Below are 24275 nucleotides of genomic sequence, written 5' to 3' on the forward strand. Positions count from 1 at the left end.
CGAACAGAGACCTGGACCACACCTCGTGGCTACTGTGCGGTCATGAAACCCGGCGTACCGTGGTGCCACAAGGGATTTCGCGACTTGAGCAAGCCTCGAATCACACTCCGTGTGGGCAAGCTCACCATTGGGGACGGGTCGTAGGGCCGTGTCGGTAGTCCCTAAACTCAGCTTGTTTCAAGGAGGGAGCCATCGTGCGCAAGGTGCTCATCGCCAACCGTGGCGAAATTGCTGTCCGTGTTGCTCGGGCATGCCGGGATGCCGGGATCGGGAGCGTGGCCGTCTACGCAGACCCGGACCGCGACGCTCTGCATGTGCGTGCGGCCGACGAGGCATTCGCTCTGGGCGGTGACACCCCGGCCGCCAGCTACCTGGACATGGCCAAGGTGCTCCAGGCTGCCAAGGACTCCGGTGCCGACGCGATCCACCCGGGCTACGGCTTCCTGTCGGAGAACGCCGAATTCGCGCAGGCCGTGCTGGATGCCGGCCTGACGTGGATCGGCCCGCCGCCGCAGGCGATCCGGGACCTCGGCGACAAGGTCGCCGCCCGGCACATCGCGCAGCGCGCCGGGGCTCCGCTGGTCGCCGGCACGCCCGACCCGGTCGAGGGTTCCGCCGAGGTCGTGGCGTTCGCGAAGGAGCACGGGCTGCCGATCGCGATCAAGGCCGCCTTCGGTGGCGGCGGTCGCGGGCTGAAGGTGGCCCGCACGCTGGAGGAGATCCCGGAGCTGTACGACTCCGCGGTCCGTGAGGCCGTCGCGGCGTTCGGCCGGGGCGAGTGCTTCGTGGAGCGCTACCTCGACCGGCCGCGCCACGTCGAGACGCAGTGCCTGGCCGACAGCCACGGCAACGTGGTCGTGGTCTCCACCCGTGACTGCTCGCTCCAGCGCCGCCACCAGAAGCTGGTCGAGGAGGCCCCGGCACCGTTTCTGTCCGATGCGCAGAACGCGGAGCTGTACGCGGCGTCCAAGGCCATCCTGAAGGAAGCCGGCTACGTCGGCGCCGGCACGGTGGAGTTCCTCGTCGGCACGGACGGGACGATCTCCTTCCTGGAGGTCAACACCCGCCTCCAGGTCGAGCACCCGGTGACCGAGGAGGTCAGCGGCCTCGACCTCGTACGCGAGATGTTCCGCATCGCCGACGGCGAGGAGCTGGGCTACGACGACCCGGCCGTGCGCGGGCACTCCTTCGAGTTCCGGATCAACGGCGAGGACCCGGGCCGCGGCTTCCTGCCCGCCCCGGGCACCGTCACCGCCTTCGCCCCGCCGACCGGCCCCGGTGTCCGCCTCGACGCGGGTGTGGAGTCCGGCTCGGTCATCGGCCCGGCCTGGGACTCGCTGCTGGCGAAGCTCATCGTGACCGGTGCGACCCGTGAGCAGGCGCTGCAGCGCGCGGCCCGTGCGCTGGCCGAGTTCAACGTGGAGGGCATGGCCACCGCCATCCCGTTCCACCGCGCGGTCGTCACCGACCCGGCCTTCACCAGCGAACCGTTCCAGGTTCACACCCGCTGGATCGAGACCGAGTTCGTCAACGACATCAAGCCTTTCACCGCCACGGCCGCCACGGAGGCCGAGGAGGAGGCCGGCCGCGAGACGGTCGTGGTCGAGGTCGGTGGCAAGCGTCTGGAGGTCTCCCTGCCCTCCTCGCTCGGCATGAGCCTGGCCCGCACCGGACTCGCCGCGGGCGCCAAGCCGAAGCGCCGCGCCGCCAAGAAGTCCGGCTCCGCGGTCTCCGGCGACACCCTGGCGTCCCCGATGCAGGGCACCATCGTCAAGATCGCCGTCGAGGAGGGCCAGGAGGTCCAGGAGGGCGACCTGATCGTCGTCCTGGAGGCCATGAAGATGGAGCAGCCGCTCAACGCGCACCGCTCCGGCACCATCAAGGGCCTCGCCGCCGAGGTCGGCAGCTCGGTCTCCTCCGGCGCCGTGATCTGTGAGATCAAGGACTGACCGACACGTTGTTCCGCACGACCGGGTCCCCCGGGAAGACGTACATCTTCCCGGGGGACCCAGTCGTGCGGTCACTCCCTCGGAAGCGTGGTGGCATCCTGGACCCGAGGCGGAAGAAGGGATGACCGCGCCATGACGATCAGTACGGCACAGACGCCGCCCCGGCCCATGCGGGCCGACGCGCGCCGGAACTACGACCGGCTGCTGAGCGAGGCGCGGACCGCCTTCGCGGAGCACGGCACCGACGCGTCCCTGGAGGACATCGCGCGGCGCGCCGGCGTGGGGATCGGCACGCTGTACCGGCATTTCCCGAACCGGCACGCGCTGATGAACGCGGTCTTCCAGGAGGCGGTGACGTCACTGATCACCCGTTCCCGTGAACTCGCGGGTGCGGAGCAGCCGTGCCGGGCCCTGGTGGAGTGGCTGAGCGCGATCATCACCCACGCGGGTGAATACCGGGGGCTCGCGCAGGCGCTCATGTCGACGTCACGGGACGAGAATTCCGCCCTGGCACAGTGCAATGTGCCGTTGCGCGAGGCGGGGACGGTGCTGCTGGGGCGGGCGCAGGCGAGCGGGGCCGTGCGCTCGGAGGTGTCGATCGACGACCTGCTGCAGCTGACGAACGCGATCGCGCTGGCTGCCGAACAGTCGCCGGAGGACCCGGAGTTGGCGGAGCGGTTGCTGATGCTGACCTTGCAGGGGCTGAAGGGGACGCGCGCGGAGGAGGGTTGAGCGGGGGGTGTGCAGGCCGTGTGGTCCGCTGCGCGGGGCTGTTCCCCTGCCCGTCCCTTCCCGACGTCACCGACATGCGGCTCCGCCGCGCACGGGGGGCCTGGGGTCTTCCGTTTGGATCAGGCCGGATCAGGGAGCGGGGGTCCAGTGCCGTGCGACGCACCGCGTCTGACGCCGCACGCTGATTACGGGACAGCCCTTTAGCGGCGCCGCAGGTCCGCCACCCTCGCCCGGTCCCCCTGCTCCGCCATCGCCGCCGCGCTCCGCAGCTGCTGCGGGCCTGGCCCCCCGGGCCCGCCCCCGTGCGTCCGGCGCTGTCCGGGCAGGGGCATGTCGCGGCGGCCCTGGCGGCCGTGCGGGAGGGGCTCGGCCGATGCGGGGCCGCCGCCCGAACCTGCCACCGCGATATGGACCCCCTGGTCGGCGAGGGCCTGCAGTTCGGTGGCGGCGCGGTCGTCGTGGCCGGGGGGTTCGTCCGTCACCAGTCGGGTGATGATGTCGGTCGGCACCGTCTGGAACATGGTGTCGGAACCGAGCTTGGAGTGGTCCGCCAGGACCACCACCTCGGCGGCGGCCTGTACCAGCGCCCGGTCCACGCTCGCGGAGAGCATGTTGGAGGTGGACAGGCCGCGCTCCGCGGTGAGCCCGCTCCCGGAGAGGAACGCGCGCGAGACCCGCAGCCCCTGGAGGGACTGCTCGGCACCGCTGCCCACCAGGGCGTAGTTGGAACCGCGCAGCGTACCGCCGGTCATCACCACCTCCACCCGGTTGGCATGGGCCAACGCCTGCGCGACCAGTAAGGAGTTGGTGACGACGGTCAGGCCGGGGACCCGCGCGAGCCGGCGGGCCAGCTCCTGCGTGGTCGTACCGGCACCGACGACGATGGCCTCGCCCTCCTCCACTAGACCGGCGGCCAGGTCGGCGATGGCCGTCTTCTCCGCGGTGGCGAGATGGGACTTCTGCGGAATGCCGGAGTCCCGTGTGAAACCGCCCGGCAGTACCGCACCGCCGTGCCGGCGGTCGAGGAGTCCTTCTGCCTCCAGCGCCCGCACGTCCCGCCGTACGGTCACTTCGGAGGTCTGGACGACGCGGGCGAGCTCACGGAGCGATACCGCCCCGTTGGCGCGCACCATTTCGAGGATCAACTGACGACGTTCTGCAGCGAACACAAAACTGACAGTAACGTGACCGCCCGAGTGTCTTCAGCAGTTTGCTCCGAATAACGGAAGTTGCACATACAAGGGGCCGACAAGTGATATAGGCGGCCCCATTGTTGTTCGGTACTGACCGGACGGCGATCGCCGGAGCGCCCGAGTTGCCGGGAGATGCCGGGGAATACAGCGTCCTCGAAGGCGCTTACGCCTCACCCGCGCGCTTTCGGGTGTGCAACTGCCTGGCCACTTCCGCGATCGAACCCGACAGGGACGGATACACGGTGAAAGCGTTTGCGATCTGTTCTACCGTCAAATTGTTGTCGACCGCGATCGAGATGGGGTGGATGAGTTCGCTCGCGCGCGGCGCGACGACACAGCCGCCGACCACGATTCCGGTGCCGGGCCGGCAGAAGATCTTGACGAATCCGTCGCGGATTCCCTGCATCTTCGCGCGCGGGTTGCGCAGCAGCGGCAGCTTGACCACCCGGGCGTCGATCTTGCCCGCGTCGACGTCGGCCTGGGTGTAGCCGACGGTGGCGATCTCGGGGTCGGTGAAGACGTTCGAGGAGACCGTCTTCAGGTCCAGCGGGGCCACCGCGTCACCGAGGAAGTGGTACATCGCGATCCGGCCCTGCATGGCGGCGACCGAGGCGAGGGCGAAGATCCCGGTGACGTCACCGGCCGCGTACACGCCCGGCGCGCTGGTGCGGGAGACCTTGTCGGTCCAGATGTGGCCGGACTCCTTGAGCCGGACCCCGGCCTCCTCCAGGCCCATCCCCGCGCTGTTGGGGATGGCGCCGACCGCCATGAGGCAGTGCGAACCGGAGATGACCCGGCCGTCGGCCAGGGTGACCTCGACCCGGTCGCCGACGCGCTTGGCGGCCTGGGCGCGGGAGCGGGCCATGACGTTCATGCCGCGGCGCCGGAAGACGTCCTCCAGCACGGCGGCGGCGTCCGGGTCCTCGCCCGGCAGCACGCGGTCGCGGGACGAGACGAGGGTGACGCGCGAGCCGAGCGCCTGGTAGGCGCCCGCGAACTCGGCGCCGGTCACGCCGGAGCCGACCACGATGAGCTCCTCGGGCAGCTCGTCGAGGTCGTAGACCTGGGTCCAGTTCAGGATGCGCTCGCCGTCGGGGAGCGCGTCCGGGATCTCCCGGGGGTGGCCGCCGGTGGCGATCAGCACGGCGTCGGCGGTGAGCGTCTCCTCGGTGCCGTCGGCGGCGGTCACGACGACCTTGCGGGAGCCGTCGGCGGCCTGGAGGCCCTCCAGACGGCCCCGGCCGCGCATCACGCGGGCGCCGGCCCGGGTGACGGAGGCGGTGATGTCGTGGGACTGGGCGAGCGCCAGGCGCTTCACCCGTCGGTTGACCTTGCCGAGGTCGACGCCGACCACGCGGGCGGCCTGCTCGATGTGCGGGGTGTCGTCCGCGACGATGATGCCCAGTTCCTCGTACGAGGAGTCGAAGGTGGTCATCACCTCCGCCGTCGCGATCAGGGTCTTCGAGGGCACGCAGTCGGTGAGCACGGACGCGCCGCCGAGGCCGTCGCAGTCGACGACGGTCACCTCCGCGCCGAGCTGGGCGCCCACCAGTGCCGCCTCGTAGCCGCCGGGTCCGCCGCCGATGATCACGATCCGGGTCACGAAAAGTCCGCCTCGCGTATGTCATCCCGCGGCCGTCTGCTGCCCCGGCCGGGGGTCCGGGGGAGCGCCCCGGGGGAATGCAGTACGTACTTCATTGTCCCGCACGCGCCAAGGTGCTTCGCCCCGGGGCCCTCCATACGTGCGCCGGGGCGTGCGCGCCGGGGCCCGGGGGCGGGAAGCGGAACCCGGCGAGTGGTCTTCCGCACCGGAATCGACGTTCCCGCCGTCACCTCCCGTACCCTCGGACCCATGTCGCTCTACGCCGCGTACGCCGGCAACCTCGACGCGCGGCTGATGACGCGCCGCGCACCGCATTCCCCGCTGCGCGGCACGGGCTGGCTCAACGGCTGGCGGCTGACCTTCGGCGGGGAGCAGATGGGCTGGGAAGGCGCGCTGGCCACCGTGGTGGAGGCGCCCCGCTCCCAGGTCTTCGTGGCGCTGTACGACCTGGCGCCGATGGACGAGGACTCCATGGACCGGTGGGAGGGTGTCGGCCTCGACATCTACCGGCGGATGCGGGTGCGGGTGCACACCCTGGACGGCGAGGAGCCGGCCTGGATGTATGTGCTGAACGGCTACGAGGGCGGGCTGCCGTCCGCCCGCTACCTGGGCGAGATCGCCGACGGCGCCGAGTCCGCGGGCGCGCCGCACGACTATGTGATGGAACTCCGCAAGCGTCCCTGCTGACCGGTCCGGCCAGCGCTTTTGTGTGAATGTACGAGCAAGCGTGTACAGACTCTGCACAAGGGCATCTACGCGCGTAGGGAATCACCGGCTACCCTCATCCGCGTGAACGCATCAGTTATTCCGGACAACATCCAGGGCGACCCGTACGCCGCCGCCGCCGACGCCGCCGCCCGCCTTCGCGAGCTGACCGGCGCCGAGACCCACGACGTCGCGCTCGTGATGGGTTCCGGCTGGGCGCCCGCGGGCGACGCGCTCGGCGCTCCGGAGGCCGAGTTCCCGGTGACCGAGCTGCCCGGTTTCCCGGCGCCCGCCGTGCAGGGGCACGGCGGGACGATCCGCTCGTACAAGATCGGCGAGAAGCGGGTCCTGGTCTTCCTCGGCCGTACGCACTTCTACGAGGGCCGGGGCGTCGCCGCCGTAGCGCACGGAGTCCGTGCCGCCGTCGCGGCCGGGTGCGGGACCGTCGTCCTGACGAACGGCTGCGGCGGACTGCGCGAGGGCATGCGCCCCGGTCAGCCGGTGCTGATCAGCGACCACATCAACCTGACGGCGGCCTCCCCCATCGTCGGCGCCAACTTCGTCGATCTGACCGACCTGTACTCGCCGCGGCTGCGCGCGCTGTGCAAGGAGGTCGACGAGACCCTCGAAGAGGGTGTGTACGTGCAGTTCCCCGGCCCGCACTACGAGACGCCGGCCGAGATCAACATGGTCCGCGTGATGGGCGGCGACCTGGTCGGCATGTCCACCGTGCTGGAGGCCATCGCCGCCCGCGAGGCGGGCGCCGAGGTACTGGGCATCTCGCTGGTCACCAACCTCGCGGCGGGGCTGAGCGGGGAGCCGCTCAACCACGAAGAGGTGCTCCAGGCGGGCCGGGACTCCGCCACGCGCATGGGCGCGCTGCTGGCCCGCGTCCTCGAACGCATCTGATCCGGCCACGGCCGGATCCGCGCACCCACCCACGAAGCACCCGCAGGAAGGCGGACACCGTGCAGCAGGACCTCATCGCGCAGGCCAGGGCGTGGCTCGCGGAGGACCCCGATCCCGAGACCCGCGACGAGCTCGCCGCGCTCATCGAATCCGGGAGTGCCGACGAGCTCGCCGCACGGTTCGCCGGCACCCTGCAGTTCGGCACCGCCGGGCTCCGCGGTGAACTGGGGGCCGGGCCGATGCGGATGAACCGTTGTGTCGTCATCCGCGCCGCGGCCGGGCTCGCCGCATATCTCAAGGCGCAGGGGCAGGGCGGCGGGCTCGTCGTCATCGGGTACGACGCCCGGTACAAGTCCGCCGACTTCGCCCGGGACACCGCGGCCGTGATGACCGGCGCGGGCCTGCGGGCGGCCGTGCTCCCCCGCCCGCTCCCCACCCCCGTGCTGGCGTACGCCATACGGCACCTGGGCGCCGTCGCGGGCGTCGAGGTGACCGCCAGCCACAACCCGCCGCGCGACAACGGCTACAAGGTCTATCTCGGCGACGGCTCGCAGATCGTCCCCCCGGCGGACGGCGAGATCGCCGCCGAGATCGCCGCGGTCGGCCCGCTCGACGGCGTGCCGCGCCCCGACGACGGCTGGGAGACCCTCGGCGAGGAGGTTCTGGACGCCTACCTGGCCCGTACGGACGCGGTGCTCGCCGCCGGGTCGCCGCGTACCGCCCGGGTCGTGTACACCGCGATGCACGGTGTCGGTACGTCCGTGCTGACCGCCGCCTTCGACCGGGCCGGGTTCCCCGCGCCGGTGCTCGTCGCCGAACAGGCCGAGCCCGACCCGGCGTTCCCCACCGTCGCGTTCCCCAATCCGGAGGAGCCCGGCGCGATGGACCTCGCCTTCGCGACCGCGCGCCGCACCGAGCCCGACATCGTCATCGCCAACGACCCGGACGCCGACCGCTGCGCCGTCGCCGTCCCGGACCCCGCCACCGGGGGCGGCTGGCGGATGCTGCGCGGCGACGAGGTCGGGGCGCTGCTCGCCGCCCATCTGGTGGACCGGGGCGTGAGCGGCGTCTTCGCCGAGTCGATCGTGTCGTCCTCGCTGCTCGGCCGGATCGCCCGGAAAGCGGGGCTCGGCCACGAGGAGACGCTGACCGGCTTCAAGTGGATCGCCCGGGTGGACGGACTGCGCTACGGGTACGAGGAGGCGCTCGGCTACTGCGTCGACCCGGAGGGAGTACGCGACAAGGACGGCATCACGGCCGCGCTGCTCGTCGCCGAGCTCGCCTCCGTGCTCAAGGAGCAGGGGCGTACGCTGCTCGATCTCCTCGACGACCTTGCGCTCGACCACGGGCTGCACGCCACCGACCAGCTGTCGGTCCGGGTGAAGGACCTGTCGGTCATCTCCGACGCCATGGCGCGGCTGCGCGAGCAGCCCCCGACCGCGCTGGCGGGCCTCGCGGTCACCTCGGCCGAGGACCTGGCGCGGGGCACGGCCGAGCTGCCGCCCACCGACGGGCTCCGCTACCGGCTCCAAGGCGCCCGGGTGATCGTCCGCCCGAGCGGCACCGAGCCGAAGCTCAAGTGCTACCTGGAGGTCGTGGTGCCGGTCGGTTCGGCGGACGAGCTGCCGGCGGCGCGGGCCAGGGGGACCGAGCTGCTCGACGGGATCAAGCGCGATCTGGCGGCCGCGGCCGGGATCTGAGCGGGAACCGCCGCCCTCACTCACGCACCGGCAGGTGCGCGGCGGTGAGCGCGGCGGTCCCCCGGGGGCGTCGCCCCAGTGCGCCCGGTATCCACGGGGGCGTTCCGCCCGGTGCCGGGGCGGTACCCTGCGGCAACTCGCATACCTACCAGTGAGAGGCCGTGCATGCGCACAGGCAGAACCGGCACCGTGGCCGCCCTCGCGGGAGCGCTCGTCCTTGCGGCGTTCACCGCCCCGGCCGCGGAAGCCGCCGACACCGGGATCACGGTGTCGAAGATGGTCGTGAACTCGGGCAGGCCCATCGTCGTGGGCACCACCGAGGAGAAGCTCCCCGGCATCAGCTTCCACGTCACGTGGTCCGCGGGCCACTCGCTCTCCGAGGTGGAGGCCAGTCCGTACCTGTACCACGACACCACGGCGAGCAAGGGTGCCGACCAGGGCGGCATCTACTTGAGCAGCATGACCTGTTACGAGGACGGCTCGCGCGCCGCCGACTGCGAGGGCGAGCTGTACATCGAGCCGCGCTACACCCTGGACTCGAACAGCGACGCCACGACCTGGAAGGTCGGCGCGGCCGCACGCATCTGGGGCTCCGGCGGGCAGCCGAAGAGCCAGGAGTACCTGCCCGCCCTCGGCACGGCGCAGGTCAAGCGCGCGGCGCGGGCGACCGTCAACGCCTCGCCCGAGCCGGTGGCCAAGGGCAGGACGATCACCGTGACCGGCCGGCTCACCCGCGCCGACTGGGTGAAGCACTCCTACGCCGGTTACAGCGGCAAGGCGGCGAAGCTGCAGTTCCGCAAGGCGGGCACCAGCACCTACTCCACGGTGAAGATCGTCGAGGCGAACTCCACGGGCGACCTGAAGACCGCGGTCAAGGCGGCCTCGGACGGGTACTGGCGCTGGACCTTCGGCGAGACGTCCACGACGGGCGGCGCGACCGCCGCCGGGGACTACGTCGACGTCAAGTAGACCCCTGCAGCATGGGTGAAGCCCGCACCGGCAACCCGGTGCGGGCTTCGTCGGATCCGGCGGTCCGCCCTCAGCCGGTCGCGAACAGCACCACGAGCAGCACCGCGCCCACCACCGCCGGTGCGATCACCTCGTACGCCCAGCGCACGGACACCGACGACGGCTCCGCGGACCCCGCAGCCGCGCCCGCACCGCCCGTCCTCGCCCGCTCCGCCAGCTCGCGCAGGTCCACCATGGTCTGGTCGGCCGACGCCATCCGGGCCTTGGTGTCACGGACATCGGCGTGCACGGACGTACGGTCGTACGGGTCGTCCAGCGACCGCCGGGACTGCTGCCGGGCCGCCTTCTTCCGCTGCCGCAGCGACACCGGCACCGCCCAGAGCTGGTACTTGGCGCCGCCCTCGGTGAACAGCTCGCAGGAGTACCCGGCCCGCAGATCCGCGACCTCGGTCCACGGCATGCCGATCGTCCGGAACGGGTTGCGGATCCGGATGCGCTGCTCGTTGGCGAGCACGACGGGCCGCAGCGTGAAGGCGACGACCAGCGGCACCGCGGTCAGCATCCCCGCCAGCGCCAGCCACGGCACCCGGCCGGCCCCCCGGATCAGGGCGTCCCCGCCGATCCAGCAGATGAGCAGGAGCAGCAGAACACCCCCGACGATCCCGGCGGGCGAGCGGAAGGTCCGGTCGGCGTAGACCGGCTCGGCGGGTGGTGTGGGGCTCGTCATGGGCCCGATTCTGCCTGACGGGCGCAAGGAGCGCCGGGGCGGCCGCCCCCAGGCCGCGCCCCGCGCGGAGAGGTGGTCCCCCTGTACAGGTCGCTACGCGCGTAGATATGCTCCTCTGGTGACCATGCCCACCACAGCTCCCTCCCCCAAGCTCTCAGCTTCGTTCGAGCAGGGAGGTGCCCCACTCAGCGACGCGACCGCGTCCGACAGTGCGCTGCGCCGCTTCCTGCACGGGCTGCCCGGCGTCGACGCCGTCGGCCTCGAAGCGCGCGCCGCGTCCCTCGGCACCCGTTCGATCAAGACGACGGCCAAGGCGTACGCCATCGACCTGGCCATCTCGATGATCGACCTGACGACGCTGGAAGGCGCGGACACCCCGGGCAAGGTCCGGGCTCTCGCCGCCAAGGCCGTCAACCCCGACCCGACCGACCGCACGGCCCCGCGCACCGCGGCGGTCTGCGTCTATCCCGACATGGCGGCGACCGCCGTCGCCGCGCTGGCCGGCTCCGGCGTGAAGGTGGCCTCCGTGGCGACGGCCTTCCCGGCCGGCCGCGCCGCGCTCGACGTGAAGCTCGCGGACGTCCGCGACGCCGTGGCCGCCGGGGCCGACGAGATCGACATGGTGATCGACCGGGGCGCGTTCCTCTCCGGCCGCTACCTGAAGGTGTACGAGGAGATCCTCGCCGTGAAGGCGGAGTGCGCGCGGGCCGAGGGCCCCGACGCCCGACTGAAGGTGATCTTCGAGACCGGCGAGCTGTCCACGTACGACAACATCCGCCGCGCCTCCTGGCTCGGCATGCTGGCGGGCGCCGACTTCATCAAGACCTCGACCGGCAAGGTCGGCACGAACGCCACTCCCGCCAACACCCTGCTGATGCTGGAGGCCGTGCGCGACTTCCGCGCGCAGACCGGCGTGCAGATCGGCGTGAAGCCGGCCGGCGGCATCCGCACGTCCAAGGACGCGGTCAAGTTCCTGGTGCTGGTGAACGAGACGGCGGGCGAGGACTGGCTGGACAACCACTGGTTCCGCTTCGGCGCCTCCAGCCTGCTGAACGATCTGCTGATGCAGCGCCAGAAGCTCAGCACCGGCCGTTACTCCGGCCCCGATTACGTGACGGTGGACTGATCCCCATGGCATCTGCATTCGAGTACGCCCCCGCCCCCGAGTCGCGCGCGGTCGTCGACATCGCGCCCTCGTACGGGCTGTTCATCGACGGCGAGTTCGCCGAGGCGGCCGACGGCAAGGTCTTCAAGACCCTCTCGCCGAGCACCGAGGAGGTGCTCTCCGAGGTCGCGCAGGCCGGTGCGGCCGACGTCGACCGGGCCGTGAAGGCGGCCCGCAAGGCGTTCGAGAAGTGGTCGGCGCTGCCCGGCTCCGAGCGCGCCAAGTACCTCTTCCGGATCGCCCGGATCATCCAGGAGCGCAGCCGCGAGCTCGCCGTCCTGGAGACCCTGGACAACGGCAAGCCGATCAAGGAGACGAGGGACGCCGATCTCCCCCTCGTCGCCGCGCACTTCTTCTACTACGCGGGCTGGGCCGACAAACTCGACCACGCGGGGTACGGCCCGAATCCGGCACCCCTCGGCGTCGCGGGCCAGGTCATCCCCTGGAACTTCCCCCTCCTGATGCTGGCCTGGAAGATCGCCCCGGCGCTGGCCACCGGCAACACGGTGGTCCTCAAGCCCGCCGAGACGACCCCGCTCTCCGCGCTGTTCTTCGCGGACATCTGCCGCCAGGCGGGGCTGCCCAAGGGTGTCGTGAACATCCTTCCCGGCTACGGGGACGCGGGCGCCGCCCTCGTCGCGCACGAGGATGTCAACAAGGTCGCCTTCACCGGCTCGACCGCGGTCGGCAAGGCAATCGCCCGCCAGGTCGCCGGCACGGACAAGAAGGTCACCCTCGAACTGGGCGGCAAGGGCGCCAACATCGTCTTCGACGACGCCCCGATCGACCAGGCCGTCGAGGGCATCGTCACCGGCATCTTCTTCAACCAGGGCCAGGTCTGCTGCGCGGGCTCCCGGCTCCTGGTCCAGGAGTCCGTCCACGACGAGGTGCTGGACGCGCTGAAGCGCCGGCTGTCCACGCTCCGGCTCGGCGACCCGCTGGACAAGAACACCGACATCGGCGCGATCAACTCCGCGGAGCAGCTCGCCCGGATCACCGCACTCACCGAGACGGGCGAGGCGGAGGGCGCGGAGCGCTGGAGCGCCCCCTGCGAACTCCCCTCCGCCGGCTACTGGTTCGCCCCGACGCTGTTCACCAACGTCACCCAGGCGCACACCATCGCCCGCGACGAGATCTTCGGCCCGGTGCTGTCGGTGCTGACCTTCCGTACGCCCGACGAGGCGGTCGCCAAGGCCAACAACAGCCAGTACGGCCTCTCGGCCGGCATCTGGACGGAGAAGGGCTCCCGCATCCTCGCGGTGGCGAACAAGCTCCGGGCGGGCGTCGTCTGGGCCAACACGTTCAACAAGTTCGACCCGACCTCGCCCTTCGGCGGCTACAAGGAGTCGGGCTTCGGCCGCGAAGGCGGCCGTCACGGCCTGGAGGCGTACCTCGATGTCCGATAACCGTCTGAGCGTCTTCAAGACCTACAAGCTGTACGTCGGGGGCAAGTTCCCCCGCTCCGAGAGCGGCCGGGTGTACGAGGTGACGGACTCGAAGGGCAAGTGGCTGGCGAACGCCCCCCAGTCCTCCCGCAAGGACGCGCGCGACGCGGTCGTGGCCGCCCGCAAGGCGTTCGGCGGCTGGTCGGGAGCGACCGCGTACAACCGCGGCCAGATCCTCTACCGCGTCGCGGAGATGCTGGAGGGCCGCAAGGACCAGTTCGTACGGGAAGTGGCGGACGCGGAGGGTCTGTCGAAGTCCAAGGCGGCGGCCGTCGTCGACGCGGCGATCGACCGCTGGGTCTGGTACGCGGGCTGGACCGACAAGATCGGCCAGGTCGTGGGCGGGGCGAACCCGGTCGCGGGCCCGTTCTTCAACCTGTCCACCCCCGAACCGACCGGTGTCGTCACGGTCCTGGCCCCCCAGGAGTCCTCGTTCCTGGGCCTGGTCTCGGTGATCGCCCCCGTGATCGCGACCGGCAACACGGCCGTCGTCATCGCCTCCACCGCCTCTCCCCTCCCGGCCCTGTCCCTGGGCGAGGTGCTGGCCACCTCCGACCTGCCGGGCGGCGTGGTGAACATCCTGTCCGGCAGGACGGCGGAGATCGCGACGCCGCTCGCATCCCACCAGGACGTCAACGCCATCGACCTCACAGGCGCCGACACGGCCCTCGCGAAGGAGTTGGAGATCGCAGCGGCCGACAACCTGAAGCGGGTTCTGCGTCCACAGCCTGTGGACGACGACGGCGTCGCGGACTGGACGACCGATCCGGGCACCCACCGCCTGACGGCCTTCCTGGAGACCAAGACGGTCTGGCACCCGACGGGCGCCCTGGGCGTCTCGGGCTCCTCGTACTGACCGGCTCCCCGCACGGCAACGGCCTGTTCCTCCGGCACCCCGGAGGAACAGGCCGTTGCCGGCTGCTCAGCCGCCGTGCAGCGCCTGCGCCAACGGCCCTGCCGACGGCAGGTCCTTCAGCGCCCCACCGCCGGTCAGCGGGTCGGTGACGGCGGCCGTGGAGAGCGGCTTGAAGTCGGCGACCTGCGTCCCGACCACGTTGTCCAGCGGGTCCGTGCCCGTGCCGGCCAGCGGGTCGAGCCGCAGATGCGTCACCGGGGCGATGCCGTTGCTGAGCGAGTGACCGAGCGCCCCGGTCACCGCGCCGCTCGCGGCCTCCCCGGCCGCACCGAGGCCGGTGTCGCCGCCCACGACCGGCACGTGGGACAGCGGCGCCGCCTGGGCCGCCGCACCCCCCGCACCGAGGGCGGCACCCACCGCGGTGACGGTCAGACCTGCCCTCAGCAGGGCGCGGCGACGGGACTTGGAAAGTGCATGACGTGCCATGGAATTCCCACCTGATCGAGACGATCCAGTAACCATCCGAGTGCGTAGAGTAATTGAGGTGTGATGCTCGATACCAACAAGGGCACCGGGGGATCCCCTGCGCCGGTCAATGCCTCACACTCGTATCCTGTGAATTCCCAACCGATCCCGACGCGCGTCGTACTGCTCGCGGGCCCTTCCGGCTCCGGCAAGTCCTCCCTCGCCGCCCGCACCGACCTGCCGGTGCTGCGCCTGGACGACTTCTACAAGGAGGGCGACGATCCCACGCTGCCGCTCGTTCCCGGCAGTACGGACATCGACTGGGACTCCGCACAGTCCTGGGACGCCGACGCGGCGGTCACCGCGATCACGGAGCTGTGCCGCACCGGCCGCACCCACGTCCCGGTCTACGACATCGCCACCAGTTCCCGGGTCGACCGGGAGGCCTTCCACATCGAGCGCACGCCGCTGTTCGTGGCGGAGGGGATCTTCGCGGCGGACATAGTCGAGCGGTGCCAGGAACTCGGCGTCCTGGCCGACGCCCTGTGCCTGCGCGGCCGCCCGACGACGACGTTCCGCCGCCGCCTGCTGCGGGACCTGCGCGAGGGCCGCAAGTCGGTGCCGTTCCTGCTGCGGCGCGGCTGGCGGCTGATGCGTGCGGAGCGCCGGATCGTGGCACGCCAGGCGGCCCTGGGCGCCCACCCCTGCGGCAAGGAAGAGGCCCTGGGCCGCCTGGCCGCGGCGGCAGCGGGCCGGTGCCGCCGCGCGCCGGCCGCACGCGGGACGGCATAGCGGACCTCCCCGCTCGCGAACACGAACGGGGCCGGACAGGACCCCCCGGCCCGTCCGACCCCGCAGCACTTCCCCCGTACTCCGCCGCCTCCCCCGAAGCAGCGGCCCCGTTCTCCCCCGTGTTCCCCCTCGCCTCAGGCCACCAGCTCGCCGAAGGACTCCTCCTCGTCACGGCCGAAGCTGAGGACCTCGTCCTCGCGCAGCCGGCGGAGCGACCGCCAGATGCTGGACTTCACCGTGCCGACACTGATGTCGAGGATGGCCGCGATCTCCGGGTCGGTGCGGCCCTCGTAGTAACGCAGGACCAGCATCGTGCGCTGGAGTTCCGGCAGCCGCGCCAGCGCCTGCCAGAGCACGGCGCGCAGTTCCGTGCCACGCATCGCGTCCGTGTCGCCAGCCGTCTCCGGCAGCTCCTCGGTCGGGTACTCGTTGAGCTTGCGCCTGCGCCAGGCGCTGATGTGCAGGTTGGTCATGGTGCGGCGCAGATAGCCGCCGACCGCCGCCTTGTCGCTGATCCGGTCCCATGCCCGGTACGTCGAGAAGAGGGCGCTCTGCAGCAGGTCCTCGGCCTCGAACCGGTCGCCGGTCAGGTGATAGGCGGTTGCGTACAGGGAGGCGCGGCGCTCCCGGACGTAGGCCGTGAACGCCGCTTCGGCGTCCTCGCCCTGCGCCGGGGCCTTCCGCTCCCCCGTGACCTCCCCGTACGCGCTGCCCCCGTTGTTTCCCCCGTTGCCCCCCACAGGCGCGTCAACCACCGTCATGTACGACAGGTGCTGACGCCCGGCGCCACGAACGCACCCCCGCCCGTTCCCGGCGCCGGACTTCTCGATACTCCGGCCGACGTCGTGGAGACGCGTGACAACTGCGCTTGCGGTGGTGCTGTGAGTTGCGTTCATCTCGCGCCCCCCATCGGTGGAGTCCGTCCGTTCCTTGTGCCCAAAAGCTTGCCGGGGCAGTTTCATGGCGCTGTCCGCCGACTGTCACAGGCCTGTCACAGGGCCTGCCGAGCGTGCCCCTGGGGCCCACGGGATGTATGAGTCGACCCCAACTGTCGAACTGGGGCGCCACCATGGGTCAGAATGACCAGCGTGCCTTTCCTGTTGCTGATCGAGGACGACGACGCCATCCGCACGGCCCTCGAACTCTCGCTGTCGCGCCAGGGCCACCGTGTGGCCACTGCGGCGACGGGAGAGGACGGCCTGAAACTGCTGCGTGAGCAGCGGCCGGACCTGATCGTGCTGGATGTGATGCTGCCCGGGATCGACGGCTTCGAGGTGTGCCGGCGGATCCGGCGCACCGACCAGCTGCCGATCATTTTGCTGACCGCGCGCAGCGACGACATCGACGTCGTGGTCGGGCTGGAGTCCGGTGCCGACGACTACGTGGTGAAACCCGTGCAGGGCCGGGTGCTCGACGCCCGGATCCGCGCGGTGCTGCGCCGCGGCGAGCGCGAGTCCACCGACTCCGCGTCGTTCGGGAGCGTGGTGATCGACCGTTCCGCGATGACCGTGACCAAGAACGGCGAGGACCTGCAGCTCACGCCGACCGAGCTGCGGCTCCTGCTGGAGCTGAGCCGCCGGCCGGGCCAGGCCCTGTCGCGGCAGCAGCTGCTGCGGCTGGTCTGGGAGCACGACTACCTCGGTGACTCCCGGCTGGTGGACGCGTGTGTGCAGCGGCTGCGGGCCAAGGTTGAGGACGTGCCGTCCTCGCCGACCCTGATCCGTACAGTCCGGGGTGTGGGCTACCGGCTGGACTCGCCTCAGTGAGCGACGCCGTCAAACGGAACCTGCTCACCGGGCTTCGCTGGACCAGCCTGCGGCTGCGGCTCGTCGTGGTGTTCGCCCTGGTGGCGCTGACCGCCGCGGTGTCCGCGTCGGGGATCGCGTACTGGCTGAACCGCGAGGCCGTGCTGACCCGCACCCAGGACTCCGCGCTCGGGGACTTCCGCCAGGAGATGCAGGGCCGGGCGGCCTCGCTGCCGCTCCACCCCACCAGGGACGATCTGCAGAACGCCGCGGTGCAGATGGCGAGCAGTTCGCCCGGCTACAGCGTGCTGCTGGTCGACGAGCGCGACACCGGCAAGCCGATCGTCGGCAATTCCGACCTGGACACCTTCACGCTCGACAACGTCCCGCTGTCGCTGCAGAAGGCGGTCAACAAGAAGCAGCCGGTGGAGGCGGGCAACAAGTACGAGTACCACCTGTTCTGGCAGCGGACGAGCATCCGCGGCACGCCGTACCTGGTGGGTGGTACGAAGATCATCGGTGGTGGCCCGACCGGCTACATGCTGAAGTCGCTCGACCAGGAACGGCAGGACCTCAACTCGCTGGCCTGGTCGCTGGGCATCGCCACCGGGCTCGCGCTGATCGGTTCGGCGCTGCTCGCGCAGGCCGCGGCGACGACCGTGCTGCGGCCCGTGCAGCGGCTCGGCGACGCCGCCCGCAAGCTCGGCGAGGGCAAGCTCGACACCCGGCTCGTGGTGTCCGGCACGGACGAACTGGCCGATCTCTCCCGTACGTTCAACCGGACCGCGAGTTCGCTGGAGAAGCGGGTCGCGGACATGAGCGCGCGGGACGAGGCGAGCCGACGGTTCGTCGCCGACATGTCGCACGAGCTGCGCACCCCGCTCACCGCGCTGACCGCTGTCACCGAGGTGCTGGAGGACGAGGCGGACAGCCTGGACCCGATGATCGCGCCCGCGGTACGCCTGGTGGTGAGCGAGACCCGGCGCCTGAACGACCTGGTGGAGAACCTGATGGAGGTCACCCGCTTCGACGCGGGTACGGCACGGCTCGTCCTCGACAACGTGGACGTCGCCGACCAGGTCACCGCCTGCATCGACGCCCGTGCCTGGCTGGACGCGGTGGATCTGGACGCCGAGCGCGGCATGATGGTCCGCCTCGACCCGCGCCGGCTCGATGTGATCCTGGCGAATCTGATCGGCAACGCGCTCAAGCACGGCGGTTCGCCGGTGCGGGTCGCGGTGCGGACCGAGGGCGACCAGCTCGTCATCGAGGTCCGGGACCACGGCCCCGGCATCCCCGAGGACGTGCTGCCGCACGTCTTCGACCGGTTCTACAAGGCCAGCGCCTCGCGCCCGCGTTCCGAGGGCAGCGGTCTCGGGCTGTCGATCGCCATGGAGAACGCGCACATCCACGGCGGTGACATCACGGCAGCGAACTCGCCGGACGGCGACGGCGCGGTGTTCGTACTGCGGCTGCCGCGCGATGCCGAGCCGCTCACCCGTTCCGACGGTGGGCACGACGCCGGGGACCGGGACGAGGAGGGCGAAGCGACGTGACGGACAGCGTGATGGGTGGCGCGGCGGGTGGCGGCAACCGCCGGGCGCGCCGCACGGCCGCGGCACTGGCCGGGGCCGTGGTCGGGGCACTGCTGGCCGCGGGCTGCGGGATCAGGTCCACCACGGTGCCGGTGGACGCGGGGGCCGCGCCGTCGCAGGTGCCGTGCACGATGTCCGCAAAGGACATCACGACGCAGGCCCTCAAGGGCATCCCCGTACAGATCTATCTGGTCTGCTCCTCGCAGCTGGTCACGGTGGACCGGACGGTCCAGGTCGACGAGACCGGTTCGGACCGGGTCCGGATCGCGCAGGCGCTCCTGGACGAGCTGCTGCTGAAGCCGCCCGCCGCCGAACGGAGTGCCGGGTACTCCACGGCCGTCCCGAAGACCCTGCGGGTCGGCGGGGCCCGCGGCGGCGACCGGTCGGGCACGCTGCGGCTAAGCGAGCAGCCGGAGGACCTGCGGTCCGAGGCGCTGGCGCAGATCGTGTGCACGTACGCGGAGAGCGACTCGCTCGCCCCGGAGGGCACGGTGGTGCTGGGCGGGCCCGGGAACTATCCGCCGCGCGGGTACCTGTGCACCTCGGAGATGAAGGCGCGCCCCAAGGCGGTACCGACGCTCGGGGTGGGTACGGGGGCCTGAGCGCCCGGCACGTACGGGGCCTGGGCGTCCGGCGGTCCGCGCCGCGGCGCCGGACGGGCCGGATTCCGGGGCGGCGGAACCGATCCTGCCGTTCGTGGCGTCTTGGGGGGCGTGCGTCAAGGTTCGGACGGTACAGCCGTCATCCGCTTCCGCGCGGCCGGGGTCACTCTCCTCATCGCGCATCTGCTGCTCGTCGGGTGGCTGACCCTGCGCCCGCTCGATGTGCCATGGATGGGCGCCTCGAATCTCCGACCCTTCGCCGGCATCAGAGCCGACCTGTCCCTCGGCCCGGTCGAGGCCGCCCGCCGGATCGGTGAGGGGCTGCTGCTGCTCGCCCCGCTGGGTGTGCTGCTGCCGATGGCCGGGGGCCGGCTCACCGTCTCCCCGTGGGCCTCGCTGGCCCGTACCGTCGCGGCCGGTGCGCTGATCTCGACAACCATCGAACTGGCCCAGACCGGAGTGCCCGGTCAGGTCGTCGACGTCGACTCGCTGCTGCTGAACACCATCGGCGTGGCCCTCGCCCATCTGCTCGTCGTACCCATGTGCCGGGCGCGGCTGCGCCGCCGGAAGCAGGAGCGGGTCGGGGTGGTACCCCACCCGAGGGACGAGGCCGGCCAGGGTTCGACCCCGACGATTCCCAGGGTCGGGATCGCCCCGTAGAGCGACGCTTTGCCCCTGTTCGGCGGGCCACCATGGAGCCATCGGGAGCACGACGGAGCTGCTCCCCAGCAACGGTTCGCGAAGGAGCCCACCATGGCCGCACTTGCCCGCCCCCGTGACGGACGCATGATCGGCGGAGTGTGCGCAGCGCTGGCACGGCGCTTCGGCACCTCCGCGGGGACCATGCGCATCATCTTCCTGGTCTCCTGCCTGCTGCCGGGGCCGCAGTTCCTGCTCTACCTGGCGCTGTGGCTGCTGTTCCCGTCCGAGAAGACGTCGTCGGCCGCCGCCTGGTGACCTCGTACGCACACGCCCGTGGGGCGGGCACCCGGTCCGGGTGCCCGCCCCACGGGCGTGTGTGCGGGGATCAGCCGCCGAGCGGGAGACCGTTGGCCGACAGGCCGCCGGTCTGCAGGCCGCCCGCGGGCATGCCGCCGAGCAGGCCCTTGGCCGGGGTGGTGACCTCGCCGACGAGCTTCTGCTGGTCGGTGCCGAGCAGCTTGGTGCCCGTCTCCTGCACCGGCAGGCTCTGGGTCGCCGTTCCCAGCGCCGCGCTCGCGACCGGCAGTGCGGTGCCCGCGGCGTCGGTCGGCAGCACGGCGGCGGAGGCGGTGCCCGCAGCGGCGGCGGCGAAGGCGGCGCCGAGAGCGGCGACGCCGAGAGTCCTGACAGCAGACTGCTTCATGTGAAATTCATCCTTGGGGATAGGGATGTGGGGGCTCCGAAAAGTAGCCAGCCCACCGCCCTTCCCGCAAACATGCCGACACACCGGGAAAGGCCGGGAGTTCGGCGCCCCGGCCCTTCTCCGCGATGACGTCGATCAGCCCGCAGAAGCGGAAGAAACGCTGGTCGCAGCGGTCTGCTCGAAGAGCCATTCAGACTTCAGCTCGGCGTATCCGGGCTTGATCACATCGTTGATCATCGCCAGACGCTCATCAAAAGGAATGAATGCCGACTTCATCGCATTGACGGTGAACCACTGCATGTCGTCGAGCGTGTATCCGAAGGTCTCGGTCAGCTTCTCGAATTCGTGGCTCATGCTCGTACCGCTCATCAGCCGGTTGTCCGTGTTCACGGTGGCCCGGAAATGCAGCTTCCGCAGCAGCCCGATGGGGTGCTCGGCGTACGAGGCGGCGGCGCCGGTCTGGAGGTTGGAGGTCGGGCACAGCTCCAGCGGGATGCGCTTGTCCCGTACGTAGGAGGCGAGGCGGCCGAGCTTCACACCGCCGTCGTCGGCCACCTCGATGTCGTCGATGATGCGGACCCCGTGCCCGAGCCGGTCCGCACCGCACCACTGGAGCGCCTGCCAGATCGACGGCAGGCCGAAGGCCTCGCCCGCGTGGATGGTGAAGTGGTTGTTCTCGCGCTTGAGGTACTCGAACGCGTCGAGGTGCCGGGTGGGCGGGAAGCCGGCCTCCGCGCCCGCGATGTCGAAGCCGGCGACGCCCTGGTCGCGGTAGCGGTTGGCGAGTTCGGCGATCTCCAGGGAGCGCGCGGCGTGCCGCATCGCGGTGAGGAGGGCGCCCACGCGGATGCGGTGCCCGTCCCGGCGGGCGCGCCGCTCACCCTCGCGGAAGCCCTCGTTGACCGCCTCGACGACCTCTTCGAGGGTCAGTCCGGCCTCGAGGTGCTGCTCGGGGGCGTACCGCACCTCGGCGTAGACGACGCCGTCCGCTGCCAGGTCCTCGGCGCATTCGGCGGCGACCCGGACCAGCGCCTCGCGGGTCTGCATGACGGCGCAGGTGTGGGCGAACGTCTCCAGATAGCGCTCCAGCGAACCGGAGTCGGCCGCCTCCCGGAACCAGCTGCCGAGCTTGTCGGGCTCGGTCTCGGGAAGTCCTTCGTATCCGCTCGCGAGGGCGAGGTCGACGATCGTCCCCGGGCGCAGGCCGCCGTCGAGATGGTCGTGCAGAAGCACCTTGGGTGCGCGCCGGATCTGATCCTGGCCGGGCACATGAAGGGTCGGGCTCATCATTTGCGCACTCTAACGCCTACGCGCGTAGATTGTCGCTCGCCGATGCGTAACAGTGACCGCGAATACGGGTGGAGTACACCTGTCCTTCTGACACTGTTCTGTCATGGCACAGCGCGCACTCCCCCTGCCCGACGCAAGGCTGGGACGGGCCGTCAGGACGGCCGGAGCTCCAACCGCGGTCAGCGGCGTTGTTCTGCTGCTCCCGGACGGCGAGGCCGATTCGCACCGCCGCCCCTCCCCTCTCTCCTACGCACTCCAGCTGCCGCTGGCCCGCGCCCTGGCCCGCGCCGGGCAGGACGACGGGCTCGCCGCGCATGTCGTGCGCTATCGCTGCCGGGGCTGGAACGCCACGGACGCGCAGCTCGCGGCGGACGCCGAGTGGGCGGTGGACGAGGTCGTACGGCGCTACGGCGACGTCCCGGTCTGCCTGGTCGGCCACGGCATGGGCGGCCGGGCCGCACTCCGGGCGGGCGGCCACGCGGCGGTCGACTCCGTGCTGGCGATGGCCCCCTGGCTGCCCGAGGACGGGGCGGACGGAGCGGACGGAGCGGAGCCGGTGAAGCACCTGCTCGGCCGCCAGGTGCTGCTCGTCCACGGCACCAACGACGCCCGTACCGACCCCGAGCTGTCCTTCCGCCTGGCCGAGCGGGCCAAAAAGGCCAACCGTGACACCTGCCGCTTCGAGGTCCACTCGGACGGCCACGGGCTGCGCCAGCACCGGGCCGAAGTGTCTGCCCTGGCCGCCGACTTCGTGTGCGGTTCGCTGTTCGGCCGGGCGTACGCGCGGCCCGTCGCCGACGCGCTGGCGGCGCCACCGCCGCTGGGGCTGCGGATGCCGCTGGCGGCCGGATTCGGGAAGTCGCTGCGCGGCTGAGGAAGTTGACGGACCGACAGGCGGGCGCGTGGGGTGTCCGCCTTCTCCGGGGCACGGGGCGGCAGGTTCGCGAGGCGCCCGCCGTCTCCGGGCGGGGGCCGGCAGGCGCGGCTCCCGCCGCGGCCCGCGGGGACCGCGCCGGGAGCCGGGGCGAAAGAGGTCAGGCCTTCTTCCACTGGACGTCGTAGGCCCGCAGCGCGTACTGGCCGCAGTCGCCGCCGAACTTCCAGTGACCCTTGCCGACCCAGGCGCCGTAGATCGTCCTGTTGGAGCACTCCGTCACCGTACGGGCCTTGCCGCGCGTAACGGCGCAGGAGGCGGTCCAGGCGGAGCTGCCGGTCTTCCAGTTCTTGCACGTGTAGCCGTAGTCGTTGGCGCTCGCCGCGCCCGGCAGGGCGACGATCAGGCCGCCGGCGAGGACCGCGGTGGCGGCGGCGCCCGTCAGGCCGCGCATGACGCGCTTCATGTGCTCTCCCTCGTTTGGGTGCTCAGGAACCGGACGGCACGGGATGCGCAGGTCAGGCGCTCCGTACCGGCCGAAATCGATCATGGCACGGCTCCGGGGCGTCCGGGTGGGGCCAGGCCGGTCCGGGCCAGTCCGGGTCAGTCCGGCAGCAGGTGCCCCCGGCGCGAGAGCAGGAAGCGTTTGAAGGCGGCGACCGGCGGCGTGTCCGGGTGGCCGTCCAGCCAGGCGACGCCGATCTCGCGGGCCGCCCTGGGGGCCGTGACCGTCAGTTCGACGACGCCGGGGCGGGCCACCGCGGGCGGCGGCAGCAGGGCCACGCCTAGCCCGGCCGCGACCAGGCCGCGCAGGGTCTCCGCCTCCTCGCCCTCGAAGGCGACCCGGGGCGTGAAGCCCGCCTCGGCGCACAGGTCGTCGGTGATCCGCCGCAGGCCGTATCCCGGTTCGAGGGTGACGAACTTCTCGTCGGCGGCCTCCGCGAGGCGGATGCGGCGGCGGGTGGCCAGGCGGTGGTCCTCGGGTACGACGAGGCGCAGCCGCTGTTCGTCCAGGCGGCGGGCGACCAGGTCGGGGGCGTCCGGGACGGGTGAGGTGAGGCAGAGGTCGAGGCCGCCTGCCCGCAGCCGTTCGATCATCGCCTCGCCGTAGTTCTGCACGAGCTGGAAGCGGACCCGGGGGTGGTCGGCGCGGAAGGCGCGCAGGAGGGCCGGAACGGTCTCCGAGCCCATGGTGTGGAGGAAGCCGAAGGCGACCTTGCCGGTGGCCGGGTCGGCGTCGGCCCGTACCGAGTCGGCGGCCTTCTCGACCTCGGCGAGGGCCCGCTCCGCGGAGCCGAGGAAGGTGCGGCCCGCCGGGGTGAGCGAGACGGTACGGCCCTTGCGGGCGAACAGGGCGACTCCCAGGTCCTGTTCGAGCCTGACCATCGCCCGCGACAGCGTCGACTGCGGGACGCCGAGCTCCTGCGCGGCGCGTGTGACGTGCTCGTGGCGGGCCACCGCCTCGAAGTGGGCGAGGCGCGGCGCGAGGACCGCGCGAATGTCTTCTTCGTAACTGCTCGGTGACAGCCGAGGCTGTGAGCTGTGCTGATGCGCCATGGGATCGATTATCGCCGGTTTGTGCATTGGACGCATGAAAGGTGAGGGGCCTACGTT

Annotated in this window: 25 protein-coding genes; 16 read left to right on the forward strand and 9 right to left on the reverse strand. The window is 71.5% G+C overall.

From position 1 onward, the window contains the following. Nucleotides 1-194 precede the first annotated feature (194 nt). Both ACIRJP_RS07220 and ACIRJP_RS07225 read left to right on the forward strand, forming a co-directional pair. The gene (locus ACIRJP_RS07220) at nt 195-1949 is read left to right on the forward strand and encodes an acetyl/propionyl/methylcrotonyl-CoA carboxylase subunit alpha (RefSeq protein WP_404169260.1); all 1755 of its coding nucleotides are present in this window, start codon (nt 195-197) and stop codon (nt 1947-1949) included. Nucleotides 1950-2081: 132 nt separating this feature from the next. Next, complete coding sequence (locus ACIRJP_RS07225; RefSeq protein WP_404169263.1) at nt 2082-2681, forward strand: TetR family transcriptional regulator; 600 nt, start codon at nt 2082-2084, stop codon at nt 2679-2681. A 200-nt stretch (nt 2682-2881) separates the two neighbouring features. Here the strand turns inward: ACIRJP_RS07225 and ACIRJP_RS07230 are convergent, their stop codons facing one another. Further along, the gene (locus ACIRJP_RS07230; RefSeq protein ID WP_404169705.1) at nt 2882-3814 is read right to left on the reverse strand and encodes a DeoR/GlpR family DNA-binding transcription regulator; all 933 of its coding nucleotides are present in this window, start codon (nt 3812-3814) and stop codon (nt 2882-2884) included. Nucleotides 3815-4037: 223 nt separating this feature from the next. Then, on the reverse strand, nt 4038-5477 hold the full coding sequence (locus tag ACIRJP_RS07235) for an NAD(P)H-quinone dehydrogenase (RefSeq protein ID WP_072486523.1): 1440 nt from the start codon (nt 5475-5477) through the stop codon (nt 4038-4040). Between the two features lie 249 nt (nt 5478-5726). Between ACIRJP_RS07235 and ACIRJP_RS07240 the strand changes: the two genes are divergently transcribed. The 4 genes from ACIRJP_RS07240 (at nt 5727) to ACIRJP_RS07255 (ending at nt 9760) form a co-directional block, all read left to right on the forward strand. Further along, the gene (locus tag ACIRJP_RS07240; RefSeq protein ID WP_404169266.1) at nt 5727-6164 is read left to right on the forward strand and encodes a gamma-glutamylcyclotransferase; all 438 of its coding nucleotides are present in this window, start codon (nt 5727-5729) and stop codon (nt 6162-6164) included. 102 nt (nt 6165-6266) lie between these two features. Beyond that, a complete protein-coding gene (locus tag ACIRJP_RS07245) occupies nt 6267-7091 on the forward strand; it encodes a purine-nucleoside phosphorylase (RefSeq protein WP_404169269.1) in 825 nt (274 codons plus the stop codon). A 59-nt stretch (nt 7092-7150) separates the two neighbouring features. After that, on the forward strand, nt 7151-8791 hold the full coding sequence (locus ACIRJP_RS07250) for a phospho-sugar mutase (RefSeq protein WP_404169272.1): 1641 nt from the start codon (nt 7151-7153) through the stop codon (nt 8789-8791). Between the two features lie 165 nt (nt 8792-8956). After that, on the forward strand, nt 8957-9760 hold the full coding sequence (locus tag ACIRJP_RS07255; RefSeq protein WP_404169275.1) for a hypothetical protein: 804 nt from the start codon (nt 8957-8959) through the stop codon (nt 9758-9760). Nucleotides 9761-9830: 70 nt separating this feature from the next. On the opposite strand, the gene ACIRJP_RS07260 is transcribed toward ACIRJP_RS07255, so the two are convergent. After that, the gene (locus ACIRJP_RS07260) at nt 9831-10487 is read right to left on the reverse strand and encodes a PH domain-containing protein (protein WP_404169278.1); all 657 of its coding nucleotides are present in this window, start codon (nt 10485-10487) and stop codon (nt 9831-9833) included. Nucleotides 10488-10611: 124 nt separating this feature from the next. On the opposite strand from ACIRJP_RS07260, the gene deoC reads away from it, so the two are divergent. From deoC to ACIRJP_RS07275, 3 genes are read left to right on the forward strand one after another with little or no spacing between them, the layout of a single operon-like run. Continuing rightward, nucleotides 10612-11613 (forward strand): deoxyribose-phosphate aldolase, encoded by a 1002-nt coding sequence (gene deoC / locus ACIRJP_RS07265; protein WP_404169708.1) that lies wholly within the window; start codon nt 10612-10614, stop codon nt 11611-11613. Between the two features lie 5 nt (nt 11614-11618). Further along, nucleotides 11619-13058 (forward strand): aldehyde dehydrogenase family protein, encoded by a 1440-nt coding sequence (locus ACIRJP_RS07270; RefSeq protein ID WP_404169280.1) that lies wholly within the window; start codon nt 11619-11621, stop codon nt 13056-13058. Continuing rightward, nucleotides 13048-13953 carry an aldehyde dehydrogenase family protein gene (locus ACIRJP_RS07275; protein ID WP_404169283.1) on the forward strand — a complete coding sequence of 302 codons (906 nt, stop codon included), beginning with the start codon at nt 13048-13050 and terminating at the stop codon, nt 13951-13953. The genes ACIRJP_RS07270 and ACIRJP_RS07275 overlap by 11 nt, the downstream gene beginning before the upstream one ends. A gap of 66 nt (nt 13954-14019) precedes the next feature. Here ACIRJP_RS07275 and ACIRJP_RS07280 read toward each other — a convergent pair whose 3' ends face one another. Continuing rightward, nucleotides 14020-14439, reverse strand: a complete 420-nt coding sequence (locus tag ACIRJP_RS07280) for a hypothetical protein (RefSeq protein ID WP_404169286.1) — start codon at nt 14437-14439, stop codon at nt 14020-14022. 63 nt (nt 14440-14502) lie between these two features. On the opposite strand from ACIRJP_RS07280, the gene ACIRJP_RS07285 reads away from it, so the two are divergent. Then, nucleotides 14503-15210: a uridine kinase gene (locus ACIRJP_RS07285; RefSeq protein ID WP_404169289.1), complete on the forward strand. Its 708-nt coding sequence runs from the start codon at nt 14503-14505 to the stop codon at nt 15208-15210. A 134-nt stretch (nt 15211-15344) separates the two neighbouring features. On the opposite strand, the gene ACIRJP_RS07290 is transcribed toward ACIRJP_RS07285, so the two are convergent. Then, on the reverse strand, nt 15345-16106 hold the full coding sequence (locus ACIRJP_RS07290; RefSeq protein ID WP_266730167.1) for a SigE family RNA polymerase sigma factor: 762 nt from the start codon (nt 16104-16106) through the stop codon (nt 15345-15347). Between the two features lie 192 nt (nt 16107-16298). On the opposite strand from ACIRJP_RS07290, the gene afsQ1 reads away from it, so the two are divergent. From afsQ1 to ACIRJP_RS07315, 5 genes are all read left to right on the forward strand, one after another. Further along, nucleotides 16299-16976: a two-component system response regulator AfsQ1 gene (gene afsQ1, locus ACIRJP_RS07295; protein ID WP_206433404.1), complete on the forward strand. Its 678-nt coding sequence runs from the start codon at nt 16299-16301 to the stop codon at nt 16974-16976. Beyond that, nucleotides 16973-18511, forward strand: a complete 1539-nt coding sequence (locus tag ACIRJP_RS07300; RefSeq protein WP_404169292.1) for an ATP-binding protein — start codon at nt 16973-16975, stop codon at nt 18509-18511. The genes afsQ1 and ACIRJP_RS07300 overlap by 4 nt, the downstream gene beginning before the upstream one ends. Before the next feature lie 11 nt (nt 18512-18522). Continuing rightward, a complete protein-coding gene (locus tag ACIRJP_RS07305) occupies nt 18523-19152 on the forward strand; it encodes a GerMN domain-containing protein (protein ID WP_404169712.1) in 630 nt (209 codons plus the stop codon). Nucleotides 19153-19263: 111 nt separating this feature from the next. After that, nucleotides 19264-19812 carry a VanZ family protein gene (locus ACIRJP_RS07310; protein ID WP_266730169.1) on the forward strand — a complete coding sequence of 183 codons (549 nt, stop codon included), beginning with the start codon at nt 19264-19266 and terminating at the stop codon, nt 19810-19812. A gap of 93 nt (nt 19813-19905) precedes the next feature. After that, on the forward strand, nt 19906-20109 hold the full coding sequence (locus tag ACIRJP_RS07315) for a PspC domain-containing protein (protein ID WP_376316679.1): 204 nt from the start codon (nt 19906-19908) through the stop codon (nt 20107-20109). A gap of 70 nt (nt 20110-20179) precedes the next feature. On the opposite strand, the gene ACIRJP_RS07320 is transcribed toward ACIRJP_RS07315, so the two are convergent. Together ACIRJP_RS07320 and ACIRJP_RS07325 are read right to left on the reverse strand one after the other, a co-directional pair. Then, the gene (locus ACIRJP_RS07320; RefSeq protein WP_404169298.1) at nt 20180-20497 is read right to left on the reverse strand and encodes a hypothetical protein; all 318 of its coding nucleotides are present in this window, start codon (nt 20495-20497) and stop codon (nt 20180-20182) included. Nucleotides 20498-20632: 135 nt separating this feature from the next. Further along, complete coding sequence (locus ACIRJP_RS07325) at nt 20633-21787, reverse strand: adenosine deaminase (protein ID WP_404169301.1); 1155 nt, start codon at nt 21785-21787, stop codon at nt 20633-20635. 103 nt (nt 21788-21890) lie between these two features. Here ACIRJP_RS07325 and ACIRJP_RS07330 point away from each other — a divergent pair, with 103 nt between their 5' ends. Continuing rightward, nucleotides 21891-22661, forward strand: a complete 771-nt coding sequence (locus ACIRJP_RS07330) for an alpha/beta hydrolase (protein ID WP_404169304.1) — start codon at nt 21891-21893, stop codon at nt 22659-22661. A 160-nt stretch (nt 22662-22821) separates the two neighbouring features. Here ACIRJP_RS07330 and ACIRJP_RS07335 read toward each other — a convergent pair whose 3' ends face one another. Beyond that, nucleotides 22822-23127 (reverse strand): hypothetical protein, encoded by a 306-nt coding sequence (locus ACIRJP_RS07335; protein ID WP_404169307.1) that lies wholly within the window; start codon nt 23125-23127, stop codon nt 22822-22824. Between the two features lie 137 nt (nt 23128-23264). Beyond that, nucleotides 23265-24218, reverse strand: a complete 954-nt coding sequence (locus tag ACIRJP_RS07340; RefSeq protein WP_404169310.1) for a LysR family transcriptional regulator — start codon at nt 24216-24218, stop codon at nt 23265-23267. Nucleotides 24219-24275 lie beyond the last annotated feature (57 nt).

It is taken from the genome of Streptomyces sp. NPDC102437, from assembly GCF_044765565.1.
Lineage (GTDB): Bacteria > Actinomycetota > Actinomycetes > Streptomycetales > Streptomycetaceae > Streptomyces.

What these genes read in the sequence shown, in the direction of transcription:
- ACIRJP_RS07305 (WP_404169712.1), top strand. Translation starts at nt 18,523, where the DNA reads ATGGGTGGCGCGGCGGGTGGCGGCAACCGCCGGGCGCGCCGCACGGCC.
- ACIRJP_RS07225 (WP_404169263.1), top strand. Translation starts at nt 2,082, where the DNA reads ATGACGATCAGTACGGCACAGACGCCGCCCCGGCCCATGCGGGCCGAC.
- ACIRJP_RS07330 (WP_404169304.1), top strand. Translation starts at nt 21,891, where the DNA reads ATGGCACAGCGCGCACTCCCCCTGCCCGACGCAAGGCTGGGACGGGCC.
- ACIRJP_RS07315 (WP_376316679.1), top strand. Translation starts at nt 19,906, where the DNA reads ATGGCCGCACTTGCCCGCCCCCGTGACGGACGCATGATCGGCGGAGTG.
- ACIRJP_RS07290 (WP_266730167.1), bottom strand. Translation starts at nt 16,106, where the DNA reads ATGAACGCAACTCACAGCACCACCGCAAGCGCAGTTGTCACGCGTCTC.
- ACIRJP_RS07325 (WP_404169301.1), bottom strand. Translation starts at nt 21,787, where the DNA reads ATGATGAGCCCGACCCTTCATGTGCCCGGCCAGGATCAGATCCGGCGC.
- ACIRJP_RS07335 (WP_404169307.1), bottom strand. Translation starts at nt 23,127, where the DNA reads ATGAAGCGCGTCATGCGCGGCCTGACGGGCGCCGCCGCCACCGCGGTC.
- ACIRJP_RS07240 (WP_404169266.1), top strand. Translation starts at nt 5,727, where the DNA reads ATGTCGCTCTACGCCGCGTACGCCGGCAACCTCGACGCGCGGCTGATG.
- ACIRJP_RS07255 (WP_404169275.1), top strand. Translation starts at nt 8,957, where the DNA reads ATGCGCACAGGCAGAACCGGCACCGTGGCCGCCCTCGCGGGAGCGCTC.
- ACIRJP_RS07340 (WP_404169310.1), bottom strand. Translation starts at nt 24,218, where the DNA reads ATGGCGCATCAGCACAGCTCACAGCCTCGGCTGTCACCGAGCAGTTAC.
- ACIRJP_RS07320 (WP_404169298.1), bottom strand. Translation starts at nt 20,497, where the DNA reads ATGAAGCAGTCTGCTGTCAGGACTCTCGGCGTCGCCGCTCTCGGCGCC.
- ACIRJP_RS07270 (WP_404169280.1), top strand. Translation starts at nt 11,619, where the DNA reads ATGGCATCTGCATTCGAGTACGCCCCCGCCCCCGAGTCGCGCGCGGTC.
- ACIRJP_RS07275 (WP_404169283.1), top strand. Translation starts at nt 13,048, where the DNA reads ATGTCCGATAACCGTCTGAGCGTCTTCAAGACCTACAAGCTGTACGTC.
- deoC (WP_404169708.1), top strand. Translation starts at nt 10,612, where the DNA reads ATGCCCACCACAGCTCCCTCCCCCAAGCTCTCAGCTTCGTTCGAGCAG.
- ACIRJP_RS07285 (WP_404169289.1), top strand. Translation starts at nt 14,503, where the DNA reads ATGCTCGATACCAACAAGGGCACCGGGGGATCCCCTGCGCCGGTCAAT.
- ACIRJP_RS07280 (WP_404169286.1), bottom strand. Translation starts at nt 14,439, where the DNA reads ATGGCACGTCATGCACTTTCCAAGTCCCGTCGCCGCGCCCTGCTGAGG.
- ACIRJP_RS07260 (WP_404169278.1), bottom strand. Translation starts at nt 10,487, where the DNA reads ATGACGAGCCCCACACCACCCGCCGAGCCGGTCTACGCCGACCGGACC.
- ACIRJP_RS07230 (WP_404169705.1), bottom strand. Translation starts at nt 3,814, where the DNA reads ATGGTGCGCGCCAACGGGGCGGTATCGCTCCGTGAGCTCGCCCGCGTC.